The sequence below is a fragment of the Streptomyces sp. NBC_01433 genome (assembly GCF_026340105.1).
Taxonomy (GTDB): domain Bacteria; phylum Actinomycetota; class Actinomycetes; order Streptomycetales; family Streptomycetaceae; genus Streptomyces.
The window spans coordinates 1,821,430-1,839,430 of sequence record NZ_JAPEPM010000002.1; the positions used below are offsets into that span (position 1 = coordinate 1,821,430).

The following is an 18,001-nucleotide window of genomic DNA, read 5'->3' on the forward strand; positions in this document are numbered from 1 at the left end:
GCGCAGTCCCGTCCGGGACGCCCGCCTGACCTGCCGCGTCTGTCTCGCGCCTCTGGGCCGACCCGGGTTCGCCATGTGCTGGCAGTGCCACCATCATGCGTTGGGTGCGAAGCGGGAGGGTTGGCAGCTGGCCGACCGGGTCGTACCGCTGACGTACTCGGTCGACGGAGAGCAGTCCAACCTCGACATGCACCGGTACAAGGCGCTCACCTCCGACGAGGAGCGCTTCGCCACCGATGCGTGGCAGCGGCTTTCCCTGCTCGTGACGGCATTCGGTCTGCGGCACGTCGATTGCCTCGATGCGGCATCCCGGCAGCCGGTCTCCCGGCTCACGACGGTGCCGTCCCTGCGCGGACGCCCCGGCCCGCACCCGCTCGACGCACTCACGGCGCACCTGCCCCGTTCCTGGCGGCCTGCCCCCTTGATTCCCTCGCTGCACGTGCCTGACCAGGTGCGCAGAACACTCGACCCTCGGCATTTCACCGTCGCCGATCCCGGCGGAGTCACCGGCCGTCATGTGTGCGTGCTGGAGGACACCTGGGTACGGGGCGGACACGCACAGTCCGCTGCTGCGGCTCTCCGTGCTGCTGGGGCCGTCGAGGTCACGATTCTGCCGATCGCCCGGCGGCTCGCGCCCTCCTTCGCGCAAAACCGCGCCTTCATCGAAGGCACGCAGCAGGACTATGCACTGGACCACTGCCCGGTTACCCCCGGGCCCTGCCCCGCCCCCGGCTGACATCTTCCGCCCTCGACGTCCGGGAGCCTGGTCACCGAGCGGAGGCCGACGGCTGGACGGTGCCCAGCCACAAACTGTCGCGGGCCCGCGTCATGGCCACATACAACTGTGTGCTCACCAAGTTGTACCGCTCGCGGGCAGCCGCCTCACTGCCCCCGGCGGCAAGGCTGCTCGTGGGTCTGTTCAGGGAATCGGTGTATCGGGGCAGGAAAACATGCTTGAAGTCGAGCCCCTTGGCCCGTGTGTAGGTACCGAGTTTCACCGCCTCAGTCGCGGTCCCGTCGTAATCCTCCAGCAGGCACACGGGAATTCCGTTGCCCTCCAGGAGCCGCTTGTAGTGCCCGAAAGCGTATCGAGTGAAGCAGAGCACGGCGGAACCCGCGTGGTCACCGTTGGCCTTCAGAGCTCGTACGAGTTCGTGGTCGTGCTCCTCAACACCGACCCGGTCGACCTTGGTAACCACCCCGTCGTGGCAGGTCAGCTCGATCTCCCGCTCGCCCTTCCCTGAGGTGTCGTCGAGGTCGTCGAAAGCAACGTCCGCCACGATCTCCAGCGCGGTGGAGAGGATCTGTGGTGCGTTGCGGTAGTTGGTGCGCAGTACTTGACCCCGGTCGCCTCTGACCTCGACACCGGCATCAGTGAGCCGGAACCCTCCCGGATAGACGGCCTGTTGACCGTCTCCGACGAGCAAGAGCCCGTTGGGGGCGTCGTCCACCAGTGCGTGCAGCATCTGGACCGCGACCTGCGGCAGGTCCTGTGCCTCGTCGACAATGACGGACGCATACGGCGCGGACTCGGCGGCTCCGTCCCGCAGCTTCGCCAGCGCCATCGTCAGCACGTCCTGGAAGTCGTGGACACGAGCCTGGGTCCTGAGCTTTTCGTAGGTCTCGAAGAGCTCCCAGACGGCCTCCCGGTCCTTAAACTGAGGAACGGTGCCACGTCCTCGGCCGCGGCGGGTGAGATCTGCGTACGTATCGAAGTCGGTGATGCCTCGGCCCTTGATCACGTACTGGATCTCCTGGTCCCAATAGTGGGAGTCCGGAACGAGTTCGTTCAGGCGGCCGTCCCTGCCCGCCTTGACCCAGGCGCGGCTGAACTGGGTCTCGGCCTTGGCGCGGTCGAGCCGTACCTCGACGTCCTGCTGCCGGAGGAACTCCAAGGCGAATCCATGCAGGCTACGAAAGTCCACGCGGTCGCAGACGTACGGGGCCATCGTGCGCAGAAAGGTCTGCTGCACCCGCGGAAGGTTTTTGGCGAACGTGACGTACAGGATCCGTCGGTCCGTGCCCTGCGCCAGGTGAGCGGCGCGGTGCAGCGCCACCACCGTCTTGCCCGTGCCGGCCGGGCCGCTGATGCGTGCCGGACCGTTCCAGTTCCTACGGACCAGGGAGAGCTGGTCGGGAGCGAGAAAGGTCATCCAGTTCTCGATGGGACCACGCTGTGCGGCCTGCAACACCTCGTCCTTGACGAAGTCCGACGTGGACAGTCCGTCTGTCTTCTGTCCCTCGGGCGCCATCGTCCGCTCCTCGTCGATGCGGACGAGCTCGTACCCGGGAAAAGCTCGCGCGAGGTGCTCTGCAATTGCTCTGGCCTGCGCCGGGTTGAGTCGCTGCCGCTCAGCGATCAGTGCTGACAGCACGTTCCGTGCGTCCAGGAGACGGATATGGCCGTTCGGTTCATCCGCGCTGATCCGGGTGAAGACCACGACGGAGCGCACCGCGACGGGGGTCAGCCCGAGCTCTCCCGCTGATTTCGCCACCACTCTGTTCATCGCCTGCAGGGCATTGGTCCCGCCGTGCAGGTCTGCCAGCCCAGACCGGCCGCTGACGTCGACGACAAAGATTCCCCCCGGGCCGACGAGCACCATGTCGGCGGCCTCCGCACGAGGCCACCCTCCAGCCCGTCGTGGCCACTGCCGGTCCACCAGCAGGTACCAATGCAGTTGAGTGAGGGCCAGGAAGTGGCCCGCCACCTGTATCTCCCAGCCGTCCGCCTTCCCCCAGCGCTCAGCCGCAGCGGCGTGCGCCGACGCCTGCCAACTCCCGTCCCCCCTCCGCTCCTGCGCGCGGTGTTGCTGCGCTCGACTTGAGACACCCGGCCCCGTGCCCATCCGGCACCGCCCCCATTCCCTCGGTGGATCATCGCAGCATATGCATCGCAGGGATCGAGAGGTAGTCGCATTCCACTCAGCAGGAGCGCTCAGCAACCCGCACTGGACCTGTGGTTCGGCGAGCATCAGCCTGAACCAGTCGGCCAGGGCACGTACCTGGTTTATGAGTACCGGTACTTTCCCTGCCGAAAGCGCAAAGGCTGCGGATACGAGAACCCTCCGACTCGAAAGAGACATCATGTCCAGCAGCACCGTCCTGTCCCTGCGGCCGGCCGAGTCCGAGGGCCCCCGGTTGGCGCGCACGCGAATCGCGCGCCGAAGCCACCGGCATTCGCCTCAGTGCTCCCATCCGCTTGCTCGCTCCGGACGCCGCCGATCTGACCTCCGGCGTCCTCTTGGTGTCCTTCCAACTCACCCTGGGCGCAACGAGGAGGCCCGACAGGAACAACCCACGTTGTGGGTCACGGCAATGGAAAACAGTTCGGAGCTCGACCAATCGGCTCTGGATTCCCTCATCGTCGGCCTCGAAGCCTTCTCCCGGCGGCTACGCGGGCTGAGGCATCAGTACAACGCCGTAATCATGGGCTGCGCACCGGAATCGGTCGATGCCCGTCCGTCCCCGACCCAACCACTCGAACTTGTCGCTCCTTGCCCGCCCCGGCGAACCGTCGGCTCTCACCAGCACAACCGCTGGTTCACACGCGCTCACAGCACGTAGGATCTTCTCGCCGCAGTCAGCACAGGGGAGGTGCGGTGACGCAGCGCCGCAGGACCAATTGGACCCAGGAATGGGAACGCCAACAGGCGGCGGCCAGCCGTGAACAGCTCCGGCAGGAGCGTGAGTACACACGGCAGCAGCGAGCCGCCGAAGCCGAACGCAAACGCCAGGAGCGCGAGCGGCAGCAAGCTTACGTCGGCAGGCAGAACCAGCTCGCAGCCGACCGGACCACCGGAGTCGAGCACGAGGCCGACCAACTCCGACAACTGCTCCACGACTCCGTAGTGTCCAGCTCTCACCTCACATTCAACCGCCTGCAGCGTGTCCACCGGCCGCAGCGGTTCGACGCCAGCCACTGGCCCGGCCCAGGCCCCACTCCCCGCTGGGAGGAGTTCGCCCCGCCGGAGCCCAGTGGGCTGTCAACTTTCTTCGGCGGTCGACGGCGGTACGAACAGCAACTGAGCCAGGAACGGGAGAGATTCCAGCAGGCCGAGGAACGCCACCGCCAGGCAGAAGCCGAGCACCGCAAGAAACTCCAGCGGAAAAAGGCCGAGCACGACGCCGCACAGGAGGCCGCCGCCCGCAAGGTCAGAAAGTTCAACGAAGAACTCGAGCAACGCCGTACCGCCTATCTCAGCGGCGACCCTGCGGGCGTCGAGTGGTTTCTCGGCCAGGCCCTGGAGGCCAGCACCCACCCCACGGGGTTCCCCTCTCGATACCGAGTGGCCTTCCGTCCTGCTGACAGCAGCGTCCTCGTCGAAATCCAGCTCCCGACTGAGGACATCGTGCCCACGGCCCGCGGCTACACCTATGTGAAGTCCAAGGACGAGACGAAAGCCCTGCCACGCCCGGAGAAGGAGCGAAAGGAGCTCTACGCCTCAGTCCTCGCCCAGTGCGCCCTGCGCACGGTCCATGAGGTCTTCGCATGTGACACGGAGAGGATCGTGGACGGCATCGTGCTCAACGGGCACGTCTCCACGGTGGACCGCGCGACCGGACAGGAAGTCACCCCCTGTCTGATCACCCTCAGCACGGAGCGGGAGCAGTTCGCGAAGCTCAGGCTCAGCCAGGTGGACCCCAGAGCGTGCCTTCAGCATCTCAACGCCCTGGTCTCTCCGAATCCGTACCACCTTGAAGCGGTCCGTCCCATCATCGAATTCGACCTGACGAAATACCGGTTGATGGACAGCATGGACGTCGTTGCCGGTCTCGACAGCCGCCCTGTGTTGACCCAGCTGACACCTACCGAGTTCGAGCACTTGGTACGGCAGCTCTTCGAAGCCATCGGCATGGAAGCCTGGAACACCCAAGCCTCCAAGGACGAGGGCGTGGATGCCGTGGCGATCAGCAAGGACCCCGTCTTCAACGGTGAGTGCGTCATCCAGGCCAAGCGCTACGCGAAGCTCGTGGGCGTCGAGTCGGTCCAGGCGCTTGCCGGTGTCGTAGAGCACAAGCGAGCGGCGAAGGGAATCCTGATCACGACCTCGTGGTTCGGTCGCGCCAGTCACGCCTTCGCCGCCTCACACGGCCGCCTACAGCTGATCGAGGGGTCGGAACTCGTCTATCTGGTCAAAGAGCATCTGGGCAAGGACGTCATCGCCGGCCCGATCCCTCCGAAGCGCCGACGCCCGTGAGCCGGCCTCACGCTCGACTCGCCGAGAGGCCGGGTCGGTCCGGACTCAGCTCCCGTTGTCGTCGTCCGGCGCCAGTCTCAGCGAGATCGAGTTGATGCAGTAGCGCTGGTCCGTGGGGGTCGGGTAGCCCTCGCCCTCGAAGACATGGCCCAGGTGCGAGCCGCAGCGGGCGCAGCGCACCTCGGTGCGGACCATGCCGTGGCTACTGTCCTGGATCAGCTCGACCGCGTCGGTGTCCTTCGGGTCGTAGAAGGACGGCCAGCCGCAGTGCGACTCGAATTTGGTGTCGGAGCGGAACAGCTCCGCCCCACAGGCCCGGCAGGAGTAGACGCCCGCCGTTTTGGTGTCGGTGTACTCGCCCACGAACGCGGGCTCGGTGCCGGCCTGGCGCAGCACCGCGTACTCGGCTGACGAGAGCTCCGCCCGCCACTGTTCGTCCGGCTTGTCGACGTCGTACGACACGTCCCGCTCCTCAGCTCGACAGGTGGTCCAGGATCTGCGGGCCGAGGTCGGTGACATCGCCCGCTCCCATGGTGAGAACGAGATCGCCGGGCTTCGCCATTCCCGCGACGATCTCGGGAATCGTGGTCTTGTCGTGGACGGCGGCCACGTCGGCGCCCGCCGCCCTCGCCGCGTCGATGATCAGGGCGCTGGTGATGCCGGGGATCGGGTCCTCGCGGGCCGGGTAGATGTCCAGGACGACGGACGCGTCGGCCAGCGCCAGGGCCTGGCCCATCTCGGTGCCCAGCTCCTGGGTGCGGGAGAAGAGGTGGGGCTGGAAGACGACCAGGAGGCGGGCGTCCACGGCGGCGCCGCGCATGGCTTCCAGGTCGGCGGTCATCTCGGTGGGGTGGTGCGCGTAGCTGTCGATGACCTGGACGCCCGCCACCTCGCCCTTGAGCTGGAGGCGGCGCTTGACCCCGGTGTACTTGCCGATGGCCGACGCGAGGTTGTGGGCCGGGATACCGAGGGCGACCCCGGCGGCGAGCGCGGCGACCGCGTTGTGGGCGTAGTGGCGGCCGGGAACGGAGACGGTGAACGTGAGGTACTTCCCGTTCAGGACGACCGTGAGCTCGCTGGTCAGACCGCGCGGGGTGACCTTGTGGACGCGGACGTCGGCGCCCTCGGACTCGCCGTAGGTGACGACGTTCAGCGAGGAGAGGTCACGGACCCGCCGGGTCAGCTCGACCGCGCCGGCCTGGTCGGCGGCGATCACCAGCGTGCCGCCGGGGACGACCTTGCCGACGAAGGTCTCGAAGGACTCGTAGATCTCGTCCATCGACGCGTAGTTCGCGTGGTGGTCCAGCTCGACATTGAGGACGATCGCGACCTCGGGGTCGTACTTCTGGAAGCTGCGGTCGCTCTCGTCCGCCTCGGCGACGAAGATGTCCCCCTCGCCGTGCGTGGCGTTGGTGCCGGGGCCCTCCAGATCGCCGCCGATGGCGTACGAGGGGTCGAGGGACAGCTCGGACAGGGCGACGGCGAGCATCGACGTGGTGGTCGTCTTGCCGTGGGTGCCCGCCACCGCGATGGCGCGCAGGCCCTCCATCAGGGCGGCCAGCGCGTCGGACCGGTGCACCACCGGGATGGACAGCTCGGCGGCGCGGACCAGCTCGGGGTTGTCGGCGCGGATGGCGCTGGAGACGACCACGCAGGACGCGTCGTCCGCCAGATGAGTGGCGGCGTGCCCGATGTGGACGGTCGCCCCCAGCGCGCGCAGGGCCTCGGCGGTGGGCGACTCCTTGGAGTCACTGCCCGCCACCTTCGCGCCGCGCTGGGCGAGGATCTTCGCGATGCCCGACATTCCGGCGCCGCCGATGCCGATGAAGTGCGGCCGTTCCATGGCGGCAGGAATACCGGGTGCCATGCGCGTGTCTCCCAGGGTCGGTACGAATTCGGCGCGAGCCCGGTGCGGGCCCGGCGCGAGTAACGGCCCCCCAGCCTATTCGCTGTGCGCGAAGAGCTTGAGCACCGGTACGCCGACCTTGTGACGGGCCCGGGAGGCCCAGTCCCGGTGGAAGAACTCCTCCACGTAGTGCGGGGCGGTCAGCACGATGACCTCGTCCGCCCTCGCGTCGTCCACCACGGACTTCAGTTTGTCCAGGGGGTGGTCCTCGATCACCTGTCCGACCGCTTCGGAACCGGCCTCGCGCAGGGCCCGGAGCGAGAATTCGAGGGCCAGTTCGGCGGGCTCCCGGGCGTTCCTGCCTTCCGGTTCCTCTCCCTCGCGCGTCGCGTCCTTCAGTTCCCCCATGGCCACGTCGTCGATCGCGCGCAGCAGTACGTCGGCCTGGTCGCCGCGCGGCTGCATCAGGACGACGAACGAGATCCGCTCCTCCCCGTGGAGGGTGGTGACGAAGTCCACGTCCTCGGGAGTGAGGGGCTTCTCGATCATCAAAACGCTTGTGAACACGACAGGCGCCCTTCCACTTCGTCTCATCGACCGTCGACGGTCGCTGCTGAAACCATCCTTCCCCGCGTTCCCACGGGGTCTGCTGGAGTAAGTGTGCCCACCCGGAGCAAAGCGGAACGACAAATTCCGCTAAGTGTCAGATCCGACGGTAGCGAGTGAAGAGGAACCCGGCCTCTTCCAGGAGCGACGCCAGGGCGAATCGTTCCGGCACCGCCACCGAGGGGCCGCCCGCGATCCGCTGGGCATCCCCCGCGGTGAGCATCGGGGAGAGCGTCAGACACATCTCGTCCAGTACGCCCGCCGCCACGAACTGCCCGAGCAGCCGCGGCCCGCCCTCCGTGAGCTGCCGGGTCAGACCGCGGTCCGCCAGTTCGCGTACGGCCCTGACGGGGTCCACCCGGGTGCCCTCCCCCGCGATCACCACCTCGGCGCCCGCCTTCCGGGCCGCGTCGATGCGGGCGGGCGGGGCCCCGGCACCGGTCACCACCAGGGTCGGCACCAGCGGCTCGGTGAAGAGCGGCAGCGAGAAGTCCAGGTCCAGGCTTCCGGTCACCACGGCGATCGCGGGCGCGGGGCCCTGCCCGGCGGCCGCCCGCCGCGCCGCGAAGGCGTCCCTGGCGCGCGCGGGCCGGTAGCCCTCCAGGCGTACCGTTTCCGCACCGGCGATCACCACATCGGCCAGCCCCCGCAGAGTGCCGAAGATCCGCATGTCCGAGGCGCAGGAGATGCCCTGCGAGCGGCCGTCGTGCTGGGCGGCCCCGTCGAGCGTGGAGACCATGTTGGCGCGCAGCCAGGGGCCGTCCTGCTCGGGATAGGCGTAGGCGTCGGCCAGCTCGTCGAGGGTCCACTCACGGTCCCCGGCGTGATCGCGGGCGTGGGCGCGGGCGTGGTCGTGATCGCCGCTCCCGGCGTTCGCGCCGGTGGCCGTCGGGTCCGTCGCCCGGGTCGTCGGGGCCGTCGCGCCGGTTGTCAGGTCCGTCACAGGGAACAGGCTTCGCATGCCGTGCAGTCTGGCATGACGCTTAAGGTGGACCGTTGTGTCGTCATCCACCGCCGTTCCGGGGCCGAGCCCCATAGCTGAAACGGCCCCGCTGTCCCTGTGCGCCCGCGAGCCGCACGTCCCCGCCGACCGTCTGGTCGCGGAGATGGTGCCACCGCCGCGCTTCGACTCGGTGCGCTTCGATACGTACGTACCCGACCCGAACCAGCCGAGTCAGACCGAGGCGGTCACCGTGCTCGCCGGGTTCGCCGCCGGGCTCGGCGGGGCGCACGCCACGGGGGCGGGGAAGCGCAAGTGGTTCAGCAGGAGGCCCGCGGCGCCGACCGGACCGCGCGGGGTGTACCTCGACGGTGGTTACGGCGTCGGCAAGACCCATCTGCTGGCCTCGCTCTGGCACGCCACGCCCGCCGCCCCGTCGCTGAAGGCGTTCGGTACGTTCGTGGAGCTGACCAACCTCGTGGGCGCGCTGGGCTTCCAGCAGACCGTGCGGACGCTCAGTGGGCACCGGCTGCTGTGCATCGACGAGTTCGAGCTGGACGACCCGGGTGACACGGTGCTGGTGTCCTCGCTGCTCAGCAGGCTGGTCGAGGCCGGGGTGGCGCTGGCCGCGACCTCCAACACGCTGCCGGGCAAGCTCGGCGAGGGCCGTTTCGCCTCCGCCGACTTCCTGCGCGAGATCCAGGGCCTGTCCTCGCACTTCCGCCCGCTGCGCATCGACGGCGAGGACTACCGGCACCGGGGGCTGCCCGAGGCCCCGCCGCCCTACTCGGACGAGCAGGTCACCGCGGCGGCGTACGCCACGCCGGGCGCCGCCCTCGACGACTTCCCCGGGCTGCTCGACCATCTGGCCCGGGTCCATCCGAGCCGGTACGGCGCGCTGACCGACGGGCTCACCGCGGTCTGCCTCACCGATGTCCAGCCGGTGCCCGACCAGTCGACGGCGCTGCGCCTGGTGGTGCTCGCGGACCGGCTGTACGACCGGGAGGTGCCGGTGCTCGCCTCCGGCCGGCCGTTCGACCGGCTGTTCAGCGAGGAGATGCTGAACGGCGGGTACCGGAAGAAGTACTTCCGGGCAATCTCCCGGCTGACAGCACTGGCGCGTGACGCGAAGGGGCTGGTGGCGCAGTAGGTTCGGGGGCGTAACACCCGAGAGGTACAAGGGCGTGCCTCGTACGTCCCGTACAACCGCGCACACTGTTTGAAGGGATCCAGCATGGCTACCACGCGTCAGGCGCACACGGTCTGGGAAGGCAACCTGATCGAGGGCAAGGGCGTCGTCACCTTCGACTCCTCCGGCATCGGCGAGTACGAGGTCTCCTGGCCGTCGCGCGCGGAGAAGGCGAACGGCAGGACGAGCCCCGAGGAGCTCATCGCGGCCGCGCACTCCAGCTGCTTCTCGATGGCGCTGTCCAACGGTCTCGCCACGGCCGGTACCCCGCCGACCCGGCTGAACACCAAGGCCGAGGTCACCTTCCAGCCCGGTACCGGCATCACCGGTATCCACCTCACGGTCGAGGGCGAGGTGCCCGGTCTGGACGAGGCGGGCTTCGTGAAGGCGGCCGAGGACGCCAAGGCGAACTGCCCGGTCAGCCAGGCGCTGACGGGCACGACGATCACCCTCACGGCTTCGCTGGCCTGACGGTCGCTCACACGGCGGCGGCCCCGGCTGACGGTCTCTCCGTCGCGGCGGCCCCTGTCTGACAGTCGCTCCGTCACGGCGATCCCGGCCTGACGGTCGCCTTGGCCTGACGGTCGCTCACACTGCGGCCCCGGCCTGACGGTCGTCGCCGTCGTGGCCGCCCCGTGCGGCCGGTGGGTGGGTCTCCCGGGGCCGACAGGTCCCGGGACTCTCTCCCCCCAAACCCTCCAGACCCTCCAGGCCCCCGCAGGCCGTCCGCCGCCCCCGGTGTCACCGGAATCGCCCATGCCACCGGGGACACCACGGGCACGGTGGCCCGCCTGGTTCCCGTGGGGCATCACGCGTGGTACACACATGCGAGTCACTTCACCTGTCCGCCAACAGGGAGTTGCCTCATGTCCTCAGCACCACGACGACTCGCCACACGACGACAGGTCCTGGCCGGCAGCGGCGCGACCGCCGCCTCGATCGCCTTCGCCGGGGCCTTCTCCGAACTCTTCGCGGGCACCGCCGCCGCACGGGGGCACAGCGGCTACGGGCCCCTGGTCACCGACCCGGACGGCCTGCTCGATCTGCCGAAGGGCTTCCGCTACCGGGTGCTGTCACGGGAGGGCGACCCGATGCGCTCCGGCGAGGGCCGGGTACCCAGCCGCCACGACGGGATGGCCGCCTTCGCGGGCCGTCACGGCCGCGTCCATCTCGTCCGCAACCACGAGAACAAGGTCACCGGCAAGATCGGCGTCCCGACCGTCGAGGGCCTCACCTACGACCCGGTGGGCAAGGGCGGCTGTACGGCCCTGGAGCTGGACAGCCGTAACAGAGTGCTGGGCGAGCGCGTCGCCATCGCCGGTACGGCGGTGAACTGCGCGGGCGGCCCCACTCCCTGGAACACCTGGCTGACCTGCGAGGAGACCGAGGACAAGGCCGGGACCAACGGGTACACCAAGGACCACGGCTTCATCTTCGAGGTGGACGGCGCCGATCCGCACCGCACCGGGGCCGTTCCGCTGACCGCGATGGGCCGTTTCCAGCACGAGGCCATCGCGATCGATCCGAAGAACGGGGTCGTGTACGAGACGGAGGACGCGTTCGACAAGCCGTTCGGGCTCTTCTACCGCTTCCTGCCCGAGAAGCCGCTCGGCGGCACCGGCTCGCTGCGGGCCGGCGGCGCGCTGGAGGCCATGCGGGTGCCGGGACTGGCCGATCTCTCCGCCGTCCAGGAGACGGGTGCCAGCTTCGACCGGGTCGAGTGGGTTCCCGTACCCGATCCGCTGGCCGCCGAGACCCCGATCCGGCTCCAGGACTTCGGGCCGAAGGGCATCACCCACGCCCAGAAGCTGGAGGGCTGTTACTGGGGCGGCTCGTCCGTCTACTTCGTCTCCAGCTTCGCCCGCCACTCGGAGGGCTCCGCGGCCGACCACTTCGGCCAGGTGTGGCGGTACGAGCCGAAGAAGCGCCGGCTCACGCTGGTCGTCGTCTTCGGTCCCGACACCGACATCCAGCTGCCCGGCGAGTCCCCGGACAACATCTGCCTGGCCTCGGACGGCGGGCTGATGGTGTGTGAGGACGGGGGTGGCGCACAGCACGTCCTCGGGGTGACGCGAGGCGGTGAGGTGTACGCCATGGCGCGCGGCCGGCAGAACATCGGGACGCCGGAGGAGCCGGAGTGGGGCGAGTTCGCGGGCGTCACCTTCTCCCCGGACGGCGGGACGATGTTCGTCAACTGCTATACGCCGGGCACGACGTTCGCGGTGACCGGACCATGGCGCTGACCAGCTGAGCCCTCATCAAGGGTGGTCCTGACCGGCTGAGCCCTCATCGGGGGTGGTGCGGATCGCCCGCGCCACCCCCGTAACAGCGGCGTAATCGAACGGCCGCACGCCCTCAAAGAACGCCTGGCTCAATGCTCTCCACCGCTGGGACCAGCACGGAGGGCATGGCATGGACGATTCACCGCAGGCTCGGGACACGCATCCCGTCGACCGCCGCCCGCCCCTGGGGAAGCTGGCGGCCTTCGGCTTCCAGCATGTACTGATCATGTACACCGGCTGCGTCACGGTGCCGCTGGTCTTCGGGGCGGCGGCCGGACTCCCCACCTCCACGATCGGTCTGCTGATCAACGCGGATCTGCTCGTCGCCGGTCTGATCACCCTGGTCCAGAGCCTCGGCATCGGCAAGGTCTTCGGCATCAGGCTGCCGATCGTGACCGGCGCGACCTTCGCCTCGGTGACGCCGATGATCCTGATAGCGGGCGAGTACGGCATGCGGGCGGTATACGGGTCGATGCTCGCCGCCGGGCTCTTCGGGCTGTTGATCGCCGTGCCGTTCGCCCGGCTGGTGCGGTTCTTCCCGCCGCTCGTCAGCGGGGTGGTGATCACGGTCGTCGGGCTGTCCCTGATCGGGGTGGCCGCCGGAATGATCACCGGCAACGATCCGGAGGCGGCGGACCACGCCTCGACGACCCGGCTGGCGCTGGCCGCCGGGGTCATCGTCTTCATCGTGCTGTTCGCCCGCTTCGCCCGCGGCTTCGCCGGACAGATCGGCATCCTGGTCGCGCTCGTCGTCGGCACGGTGGCCGCGATCCCGCTGGACCTGACCGACTTCTCCGGGGTGTCCGACGCCGACTGGGTGGGGCTGGCCGCCCCGTTCCACTTCGGGGCGCCCGAGTTCCCGCCGTCCGCGGTGATCTCCATGTGCGTGGTGATGCTGGTGATCTTCACCGAGTCGACCGCCACGATGAGGCGGTGGGCGAGGCCACCGGACGCCCCGTCACGGACAAGGACCTGGCACGCGGACTCGCCGCGGACGGGCTGTCCGGTGTGCTCGGCGGCACCATGAACTCCTTCATGGACACCGTCTTCACCCAGAACATCGGCCTGATCCGGCTGACGAGGGTCTCCAGCCGCTACGTCACGGCGGTGGCGGGCGGCATGCTGGTGCTGCTCGGACTGATCCCCCGGCTCGGCGAACTGGTGGCCGCGCTGCCCGGCCCCGTGGTGGGCGCGGCCGGTCTGGTCCTGTTCGCCACCGTGACCATGGTCGGCGTCAACACCCTGCGCCGGGTCGACCTGGACCAGGGGCACAACATGACGATCGCGGCGGTGGCGCTGGGGGCGGGGCTGCTGCCCGAGGTCTCCGAGGGCATCTACGACGGCTTCCCGTCCTGGGCGCAGATCGTGGTGGGCAGCGGCATCACGAGCGCCGCGTTCACGGCGTTCCTGCTCAATCTGTTGTTCCACCACACCTCTTGGGGGCGTGGGACACCGAAGGCGGGTGGGGAGCCGCCGGAGCAGGTGGATACGGAACTGCCGGAGCAGGCAGATGCGCAGCTGCCGGAGCAGGTGGCGTCGGCCGAACGGGGCATCCGGAGCGCCGTGAACATCTCCTGATCATCACATCAGCTACTTTCCGTCAGTGACCCTATTTGAACGGAAAGTTACGCGTTTGGCCGCTCTGACCCTTCTAGGGGGAGTACTCGCCGGTTGTGGGACCCCTTCGGGCTCCGGCGCGAAGGCGGACCTGGTGCACGCCCCATCGAGGGCCTCCTCGATCGCGCCCCCGACGGCTCCCTCAAAACCGCCCACCCTCGCGCCGGGTCCGGCCGGGCGGACACCGGTCTTCGAACGGGGGCTGCCCCGCGGTCGAGGTGACAAGGTCGTGGCACTCACCTTCGACGCCGACATGACGGCCGATCAGGGATCGCGGGCAGCGGCGGGCGAGCAGTTCGACAACCCGCCGCTGATCGCGCTGCTGCGCCGGCTGAAGGTCCCCTCGACCGTCTTCATGACCGGGCGCTGGGCCGAGGAGTACCCGGAACAGGCGCGGTCCATCGGCACGGACGCGCTGTTCGAGATCGCCAACCACTCGTACAGCCACCATGCCTTCGCCTCGCCCTGCTACGGCCTGCCGGTGGTGGACCGGGACGGGATGCTCGGCGATGTGGAACAGGCCTTCGCCGCGTTCCGGAAGGCCGGGGCGCGCAATGTGGTGCCGTACTTCCGCTTCCCCGGCGGCTGTTACGACGACGCGTCGCTGCGCGCCCTGGCACCGGCGAAGGTGACGGCGGTGCAGTGGGACGTCATCAGCGGCGACGCGTTCGCCACGGACGCGGACGCGGTGGCCGAGCAGGTACTGAACGGGGTGCGGCCGGGGTCGCTGGTCGTGATGCACTGCACGCGCAGCGCGGCACCGGTCACCGAGGAGGCCGTACGGCAGGTCGTGCCGGAGCTGCTCAGGCGCGGCTACCGCTTCGTGAAGGTCTCCGAGCTGATGCGGGGCTGAACCCGCACAGGGGCCGGGGGCCCGGATGGGCAGGGCGGCGATCAGCCGGAGCAGGCCGTGCGGCCCGCTTCCTGCCACTCGCAGACCGGGCACAGGGTGATGCCGCGGGTCGGCTCCGGGTACTCCGTCGGCTCGCGGCACAGCACGCACTCGGCATACGGAGGGCCCATGGCGGCCGGGCCGGGCGCCCGTACGGAGGCCGGGGCGGGAGTCTCGCAGTACGCATCGTCCATGGGGACGAGCGTACGGGCCGCCCGCGCCCGCCGGGGATCTGCGGGGCACGCGCCCCTAGTCACCCGCGCCGCGCGGCCGACCGGCAGACGAAGAGGGCCACCGCCGCCGCGAGAACCGCCGCCCCGAGCAGCGGCAGGCCGGGCACGGGAACCGAGCCGGTACGCGATCCGGAGACCAGCGAGGTCACCGCGTACTTCGCCGGTGAGCCGCTGGTGACCAGGGCGAGCAGGACGCCGAGAACGGTGGCCGCGACGGACCGGCCCCGGCGGTTCGGCAGCGGCCGGGTGCAGAGCGCGCCGACAGCCGCTCCCAGCAGGGCGCAGCAGAGGACGGCGAGCAGTCCCGCGAGTGCGGCGGACGGAAGGGTGCCGATGGTGCGGTCGTTGGTGACCGGCGCGCTGACCAGGGTGACGCCCACGGCGGCCACGGTGCCGAGGGCCGCCGCGCACCCCGTGGCGGTGAGCAGCGAGGCCAGCTGGACCCGCCCGGGTCCGGCGGCCGCCGCCGCGACGGTCCGGGCCGCGTCCGGCTCCTGGGTGGCGCAGAGCTGGACGAACCAGGCGGCCACCGGAAGCAGTACGGCCGCCGTCCATCCGAGCGAGTCCAGCACGGGCTGCCCGCTCCGCACGCCGATGCCGAGGGTGGCCGCGTAGAGGAGGACAGGGGCGAGCCAGCACTGCGAGCGCAGGAGCAACGCGGTCTGGTAGCGGAGCAGCACGGTCATCGTGCATCGGGGCGGGAGGTGGGGGTGGGGGTGATGGCGGGGTCCGGGTCGAGGTCGGGGTCCGGGTCGGGGTCGGTCGCCACCTGCCGGACGTGCCAGGGCGGGTGGGCCGTGAGGAGCACCCGCAGCAGGGCGTCGGAGTGCGCGGCCCCGACGGTGAGCCGCACGGTTCCGGCGGTGCCGGGGCCGGTTCGCGGGTGGGCGCGCCGGGCAGTCCGGCGGGGAGCGGGGCGCCGGAGGGCCCGGTGGCCTCGATCAGGACGCGCGGTCGGGTGCGGTCAAGGTCGGCCGGGTCCGTGACCGGTACGACGGTGTTCCCGGCCAGCCTGAGCGTGAGGTCCACCGAGGCGGCGAGCCGGCGCGGGTCGTGGTCGACGAACACGACGGTGGCGCCCGCGCCGACGCGTTCGGCGACGGCCCGGTCCAGTTCGTCGCGGGCCGCGGTGTCGAGCCCGGTCCATGCCTCGTCCAGGACCAGCAGGTCGGGTTCGGCGAGCAGTGCCTGGGCGCGACGGCGACCTTCTGGCCGGTGCCCTTGGAGAGTTCGGCGAGCGGGGTACGGGCGTGCCCGGTGGCACCGAACCGCGTCAGCCAGGTCTCGGCGCGGGCGGCGGCCTCGGCGGTGCGCCGGCCGTGGACGCGGCCGAGATGGACGAGGTAGCCGGCCGCGGTGAAGGGCAGCGCCGCCGGGAAGCGCTCGGGGACGTAGGCCGTACGCGGACGCTGTCCGGTGATCCGGCCCTCGGTGGGGGCGTCGATTCCGGCGAGCAGCCTCAACAGGGTGGACTTGCCGGTGCCGTTCGCGCCCTCGACGCGGACCAGGTTCCGCGCGGGCAGGTCGAGATCGACTCCGCGCAGCACCCAGGGTCCGCCGAGGCCGTAACGGCGTCCGACGCCTCTCAGGTTCGGACCGCCCCCCATGTGCCGGCCGGTCTCAGTTGGCCGTCTTCTCGGGCTTGAGCTCGCTGGGCCGTACGATCACGAACCCTTCGCCCTGGAGCATCAGCTGCACCGCCTCGCCGGAGCCGCCGCGCACCATGGAGCCGAAGCTCTGCGAGCGGTGCAGCGAGGTGGAGAGCTGCTCGCTCCATCCGACGACCGCGTCCGTGTCCACGTACACCGGCTGCTGCCCGGTGACGGGGATGACTATGGGGTGGCCCTCGCACATCAGGCCCAGTTTGCCGTAGCCGCTGAAGACGCTGTTGAAGAGGCCGCCGCCGGTCATCCCGGCGCCCTTCACGGTCTTGATCTCGTACGTCAGGCCGGCGTCGAAACAGAGGACGTTGCGGCCGTTGATGGTCAGGACGTCGCCCTGCTCCATCTCCACGATGAAGCAGTTGGCCGCCTCGTGGGCGAACCATGCCTCGCCCTGGCCGCGGACCGCCATGAGCGGCAGCCCCTCGCCGGTGACCGCGCGCTTGAGCATGCCGCCCAGGCCCTGGCCCTTGCGCTCGAACTGCAGGTTGCCGCGGTAGGCGATCATCGATCCCTGGCGGGCGTGCATCTCCCCGTTGACGGCGTACTTGATCGATTTGGCGTTCTGCACGGTCATACCGGGGGCGGTGGCCTGCTGGGCCATGTGCTCGCTGGAAAAGAGGTCGCTCTTCATGCGCAGCATCCTCACCCGGAGCATGTCATTCCGCCAAGAAGCGTGATTCATCCGCCGGAAACCCGGCGCGGAGAGCCTGGCAGACTGGGACGGGTGAGCAGCAACGACACCCCCGCGACCGAACCCGCCACGACCGCCCCGGACAGCCCGTTCCGGACCGAGCCGACCTCCCGTGACGAGGCACCGCAGTTCGTGCTGCCGATCGTGCTGCATCTGGAGAAGACGGACCCGCCGGCCCGTACCGACGCCCTGCGGACGGCCGCCCGCGCGGTGCTCACGATCCTGTCCGACGAGCGCTCCCTGGGCGAGGGCGAGTGGGCGCAGGAGATGCGGGACTGGCAGGACGCCCGGATCCGCAAGGTGGTGCGCCGGGCGCGCGGCGCGGAGTGGCGCAAGGCGTCCGCGCTGCCCGGGATCACGGTGACGGGCGAGGGCGCCGAGGTACGGGTGTTCCCGCCGGTGCCTCTGGACGGCTGGCCCAAGGAGCTGGCCAAGCTCCAGGTGTCGGGCACCGACCTGGACGACCCGGAGCCCCCGGCCGCACCCGACACGACGGGTCCGGTGCTGTGGCTCAACCCGGAGCTGGACATGTCGGCGGGCAAGACCATGGCGCAGACCGGGCACGGGGCGCAGCTCGCCTGGTGGGAGCTGTCGGACACGGAGCGCAAGGCGTGGCGCGAGGCCGGTTTCCCGCTCGCCGTGGCCACCGCCGACGCGGAGCGCTGGCGTCGGCTGACCGTGAGCGGACTGCCGGTGGTGCGCGACGCCGGGTTCACCGAGATCGCCCCTGGGTCCTGCACGGTGGTCGCCGACCATCCGGCGCTGCGCCGCTGATTCACCGGGGCTGTCCCTCCCCCGCACCACCCGCACCACCCACACAGCCCGTACCACCCGCACCGCCCG

Annotated in this window: 15 protein-coding genes and 2 pseudogenes; 8 read left to right on the forward strand and 9 right to left on the reverse strand. The window is 69.9% G+C overall.

What is annotated here, in order from left to right; genetic code table 11:
* The first annotated feature begins 100 nt into the window (after positions 1-100).
* Complete coding sequence (locus tag OG413_RS35560; RefSeq protein ID WP_266812727.1) at positions 101-736, forward strand: hypothetical protein; 636 nt, start codon at positions 101-103, stop codon at positions 734-736.
* Positions 737-767: 31 nt separating this feature from the next.
* Here the strand turns inward: OG413_RS35560 and OG413_RS35565 are convergent, their stop codons facing one another.
* Complete coding sequence (locus OG413_RS35565; RefSeq protein ID WP_266812728.1) at positions 768-2,708, reverse strand: nuclease-related domain-containing DEAD/DEAH box helicase; 1,941 nt, start codon at positions 2,706-2,708, stop codon at positions 768-770.
* An 891-nt stretch (positions 2,709-3,599) separates the two neighbouring features.
* Between OG413_RS35565 and OG413_RS35570 the strand changes: the two genes are divergently transcribed.
* Positions 3,600-5,198, forward strand: coding sequence for a restriction endonuclease (locus tag OG413_RS35570; RefSeq protein ID WP_266812730.1), 1,599 nt, complete (start codon positions 3,600-3,602; stop codon positions 5,196-5,198).
* A 45-nt stretch (positions 5,199-5,243) separates the two neighbouring features.
* On the opposite strand, the gene msrB is transcribed toward OG413_RS35570, so the two are convergent.
* The 4 genes from msrB to OG413_RS35590 all read right to left on the reverse strand — a co-directional run bounded on the left by msrB (position 5,244) and on the right by OG413_RS35590 (position 8,686).
* The gene (gene msrB, locus OG413_RS35575; RefSeq protein WP_266812731.1) at positions 5,244-5,660 is read right to left on the reverse strand and encodes a peptide-methionine (R)-S-oxide reductase MsrB; all 417 of its coding nucleotides are present in this window, start codon (positions 5,658-5,660) and stop codon (positions 5,244-5,246) included.
* Positions 5,661-5,670: 10 nt separating this feature from the next.
* A complete protein-coding gene (murC, locus tag OG413_RS35580) occupies positions 5,671-7,065 on the reverse strand; it encodes a UDP-N-acetylmuramate--L-alanine ligase (RefSeq protein WP_266812733.1) in 1,395 nt (464 codons plus the stop codon).
* Positions 7,066-7,140: 75 nt separating this feature from the next.
* The gene (locus OG413_RS35585) at positions 7,141-7,593 is read right to left on the reverse strand and encodes an indole-3-glycerol phosphate synthase (RefSeq protein WP_198953015.1); all 453 of its coding nucleotides are present in this window, start codon (positions 7,591-7,593) and stop codon (positions 7,141-7,143) included.
* A gap of 154 nt (positions 7,594-7,747) precedes the next feature.
* A complete protein-coding gene (locus OG413_RS35590) occupies positions 7,748-8,686 on the reverse strand; it encodes a pyrimidine reductase family protein (protein ID WP_266812734.1) in 939 nt (312 codons plus the stop codon).
* Here OG413_RS35590 and zapE point away from each other — a divergent pair.
* The 5 genes and pseudogenes from zapE (at position 8,649) to OG413_RS35615 (ending at position 14,531) form a co-directional block, all read left to right on the forward strand.
* Positions 8,649-9,740 (forward strand): cell division protein ZapE, encoded by a 1,092-nt coding sequence (gene zapE, locus OG413_RS35595; protein WP_266812736.1) that lies wholly within the window; start codon positions 8,649-8,651, stop codon positions 9,738-9,740. The genes OG413_RS35590 and zapE overlap by 38 nt on opposite strands.
* 84 nt (positions 9,741-9,824) lie before the next feature.
* Positions 9,825-10,250 carry an OsmC family protein gene (locus OG413_RS35600; RefSeq protein WP_266812738.1) on the forward strand — a complete coding sequence of 142 codons (426 nt, stop codon included), beginning with the start codon at positions 9,825-9,827 and terminating at the stop codon, positions 10,248-10,250.
* A gap of 395 nt (positions 10,251-10,645) precedes the next feature.
* Positions 10,646-12,022: an alkaline phosphatase PhoX gene (locus tag OG413_RS35605; protein ID WP_266812740.1), complete on the forward strand. Its 1,377-nt coding sequence runs from the start codon at positions 10,646-10,648 to the stop codon at positions 12,020-12,022.
* A gap of 265 nt (positions 12,023-12,287) precedes the next feature.
* Positions 12,288-13,639: pseudogene (locus tag OG413_RS35610) on the forward strand (nucleobase:cation symporter-2 family protein).
* A 130-nt stretch (positions 13,640-13,769) separates the two neighbouring features.
* Positions 13,770-14,531 (forward strand): polysaccharide deacetylase family protein, encoded by a 762-nt coding sequence (locus OG413_RS35615; RefSeq protein ID WP_266813298.1) that lies wholly within the window; start codon positions 13,770-13,772, stop codon positions 14,529-14,531.
* A 41-nt stretch (positions 14,532-14,572) separates the two neighbouring features.
* Here OG413_RS35615 and OG413_RS35620 read toward each other — a convergent pair whose 3' ends face one another.
* The 4 genes and pseudogenes from OG413_RS35620 to OG413_RS35635 all read right to left on the reverse strand — a co-directional run bounded on the left by OG413_RS35620 (position 14,573) and on the right by OG413_RS35635 (position 17,098).
* Positions 14,573-14,764 (reverse strand): hypothetical protein, encoded by a 192-nt coding sequence (locus tag OG413_RS35620; RefSeq protein ID WP_266812742.1) that lies wholly within the window; start codon positions 14,762-14,764, stop codon positions 14,573-14,575.
* 59 nt (positions 14,765-14,823) lie between these two features.
* Positions 14,824-15,489, reverse strand: a complete 666-nt coding sequence (locus OG413_RS35625; RefSeq protein ID WP_266812744.1) for an ABC transporter — start codon at positions 15,487-15,489, stop codon at positions 14,824-14,826.
* Positions 15,486-16,410: pseudogene (locus OG413_RS35630) on the reverse strand (ATP-binding cassette domain-containing protein). The gene OG413_RS35625 and the pseudogene OG413_RS35630 overlap by 4 nt, the downstream one beginning before the upstream one ends.
* Before the next feature lie 13 nt (positions 16,411-16,423).
* Positions 16,424-17,098 (reverse strand): AIM24 family protein, encoded by a 675-nt coding sequence (locus OG413_RS35635; RefSeq protein ID WP_266812746.1) that lies wholly within the window; start codon positions 17,096-17,098, stop codon positions 16,424-16,426.
* Between the two features lie 93 nt (positions 17,099-17,191).
* Here OG413_RS35635 and OG413_RS35640 point away from each other — a divergent pair, with 93 nt between their 5' ends.
* On the forward strand, positions 17,192-17,932 hold the full coding sequence (locus tag OG413_RS35640; RefSeq protein WP_266812748.1) for a peptidyl-tRNA hydrolase: 741 nt from the start codon (positions 17,192-17,194) through the stop codon (positions 17,930-17,932).
* Positions 17,933-18,001 lie beyond the last annotated feature (69 nt).

What these genes read in the sequence shown, in the direction of transcription:
- murC (WP_266812733.1), bottom strand. Translation starts at nt 7,065, where the DNA reads ATGGCACCCGGTATTCCTGCCGCCATGGAACGGCCGCACTTCATCGGC.
- OG413_RS35585 (WP_198953015.1), bottom strand. Translation starts at nt 7,593, where the DNA reads ATGATCGAGAAGCCCCTCACTCCCGAGGACGTGGACTTCGTCACCACC.
- OG413_RS35590 (WP_266812734.1), bottom strand. Translation starts at nt 8,686, where the DNA reads ATGGGGCTCGGCCCCGGAACGGCGGTGGATGACGACACAACGGTCCAC.
- OG413_RS35600 (WP_266812738.1), top strand. Translation starts at nt 9,825, where the DNA reads ATGGCTACCACGCGTCAGGCGCACACGGTCTGGGAAGGCAACCTGATC.
- OG413_RS35605 (WP_266812740.1), top strand. Translation starts at nt 10,646, where the DNA reads ATGTCCTCAGCACCACGACGACTCGCCACACGACGACAGGTCCTGGCC.
- OG413_RS35620 (WP_266812742.1), bottom strand. Translation starts at nt 14,764, where the DNA reads ATGGACGATGCGTACTGCGAGACTCCCGCCCCGGCCTCCGTACGGGCG.
- OG413_RS35625 (WP_266812744.1), bottom strand. Translation starts at nt 15,489, where the DNA reads ATGACCGTGCTGCTCCGCTACCAGACCGCGTTGCTCCTGCGCTCGCAG.
- OG413_RS35635 (WP_266812746.1), bottom strand. Translation starts at nt 17,098, where the DNA reads ATGAAGAGCGACCTCTTTTCCAGCGAGCACATGGCCCAGCAGGCCACC.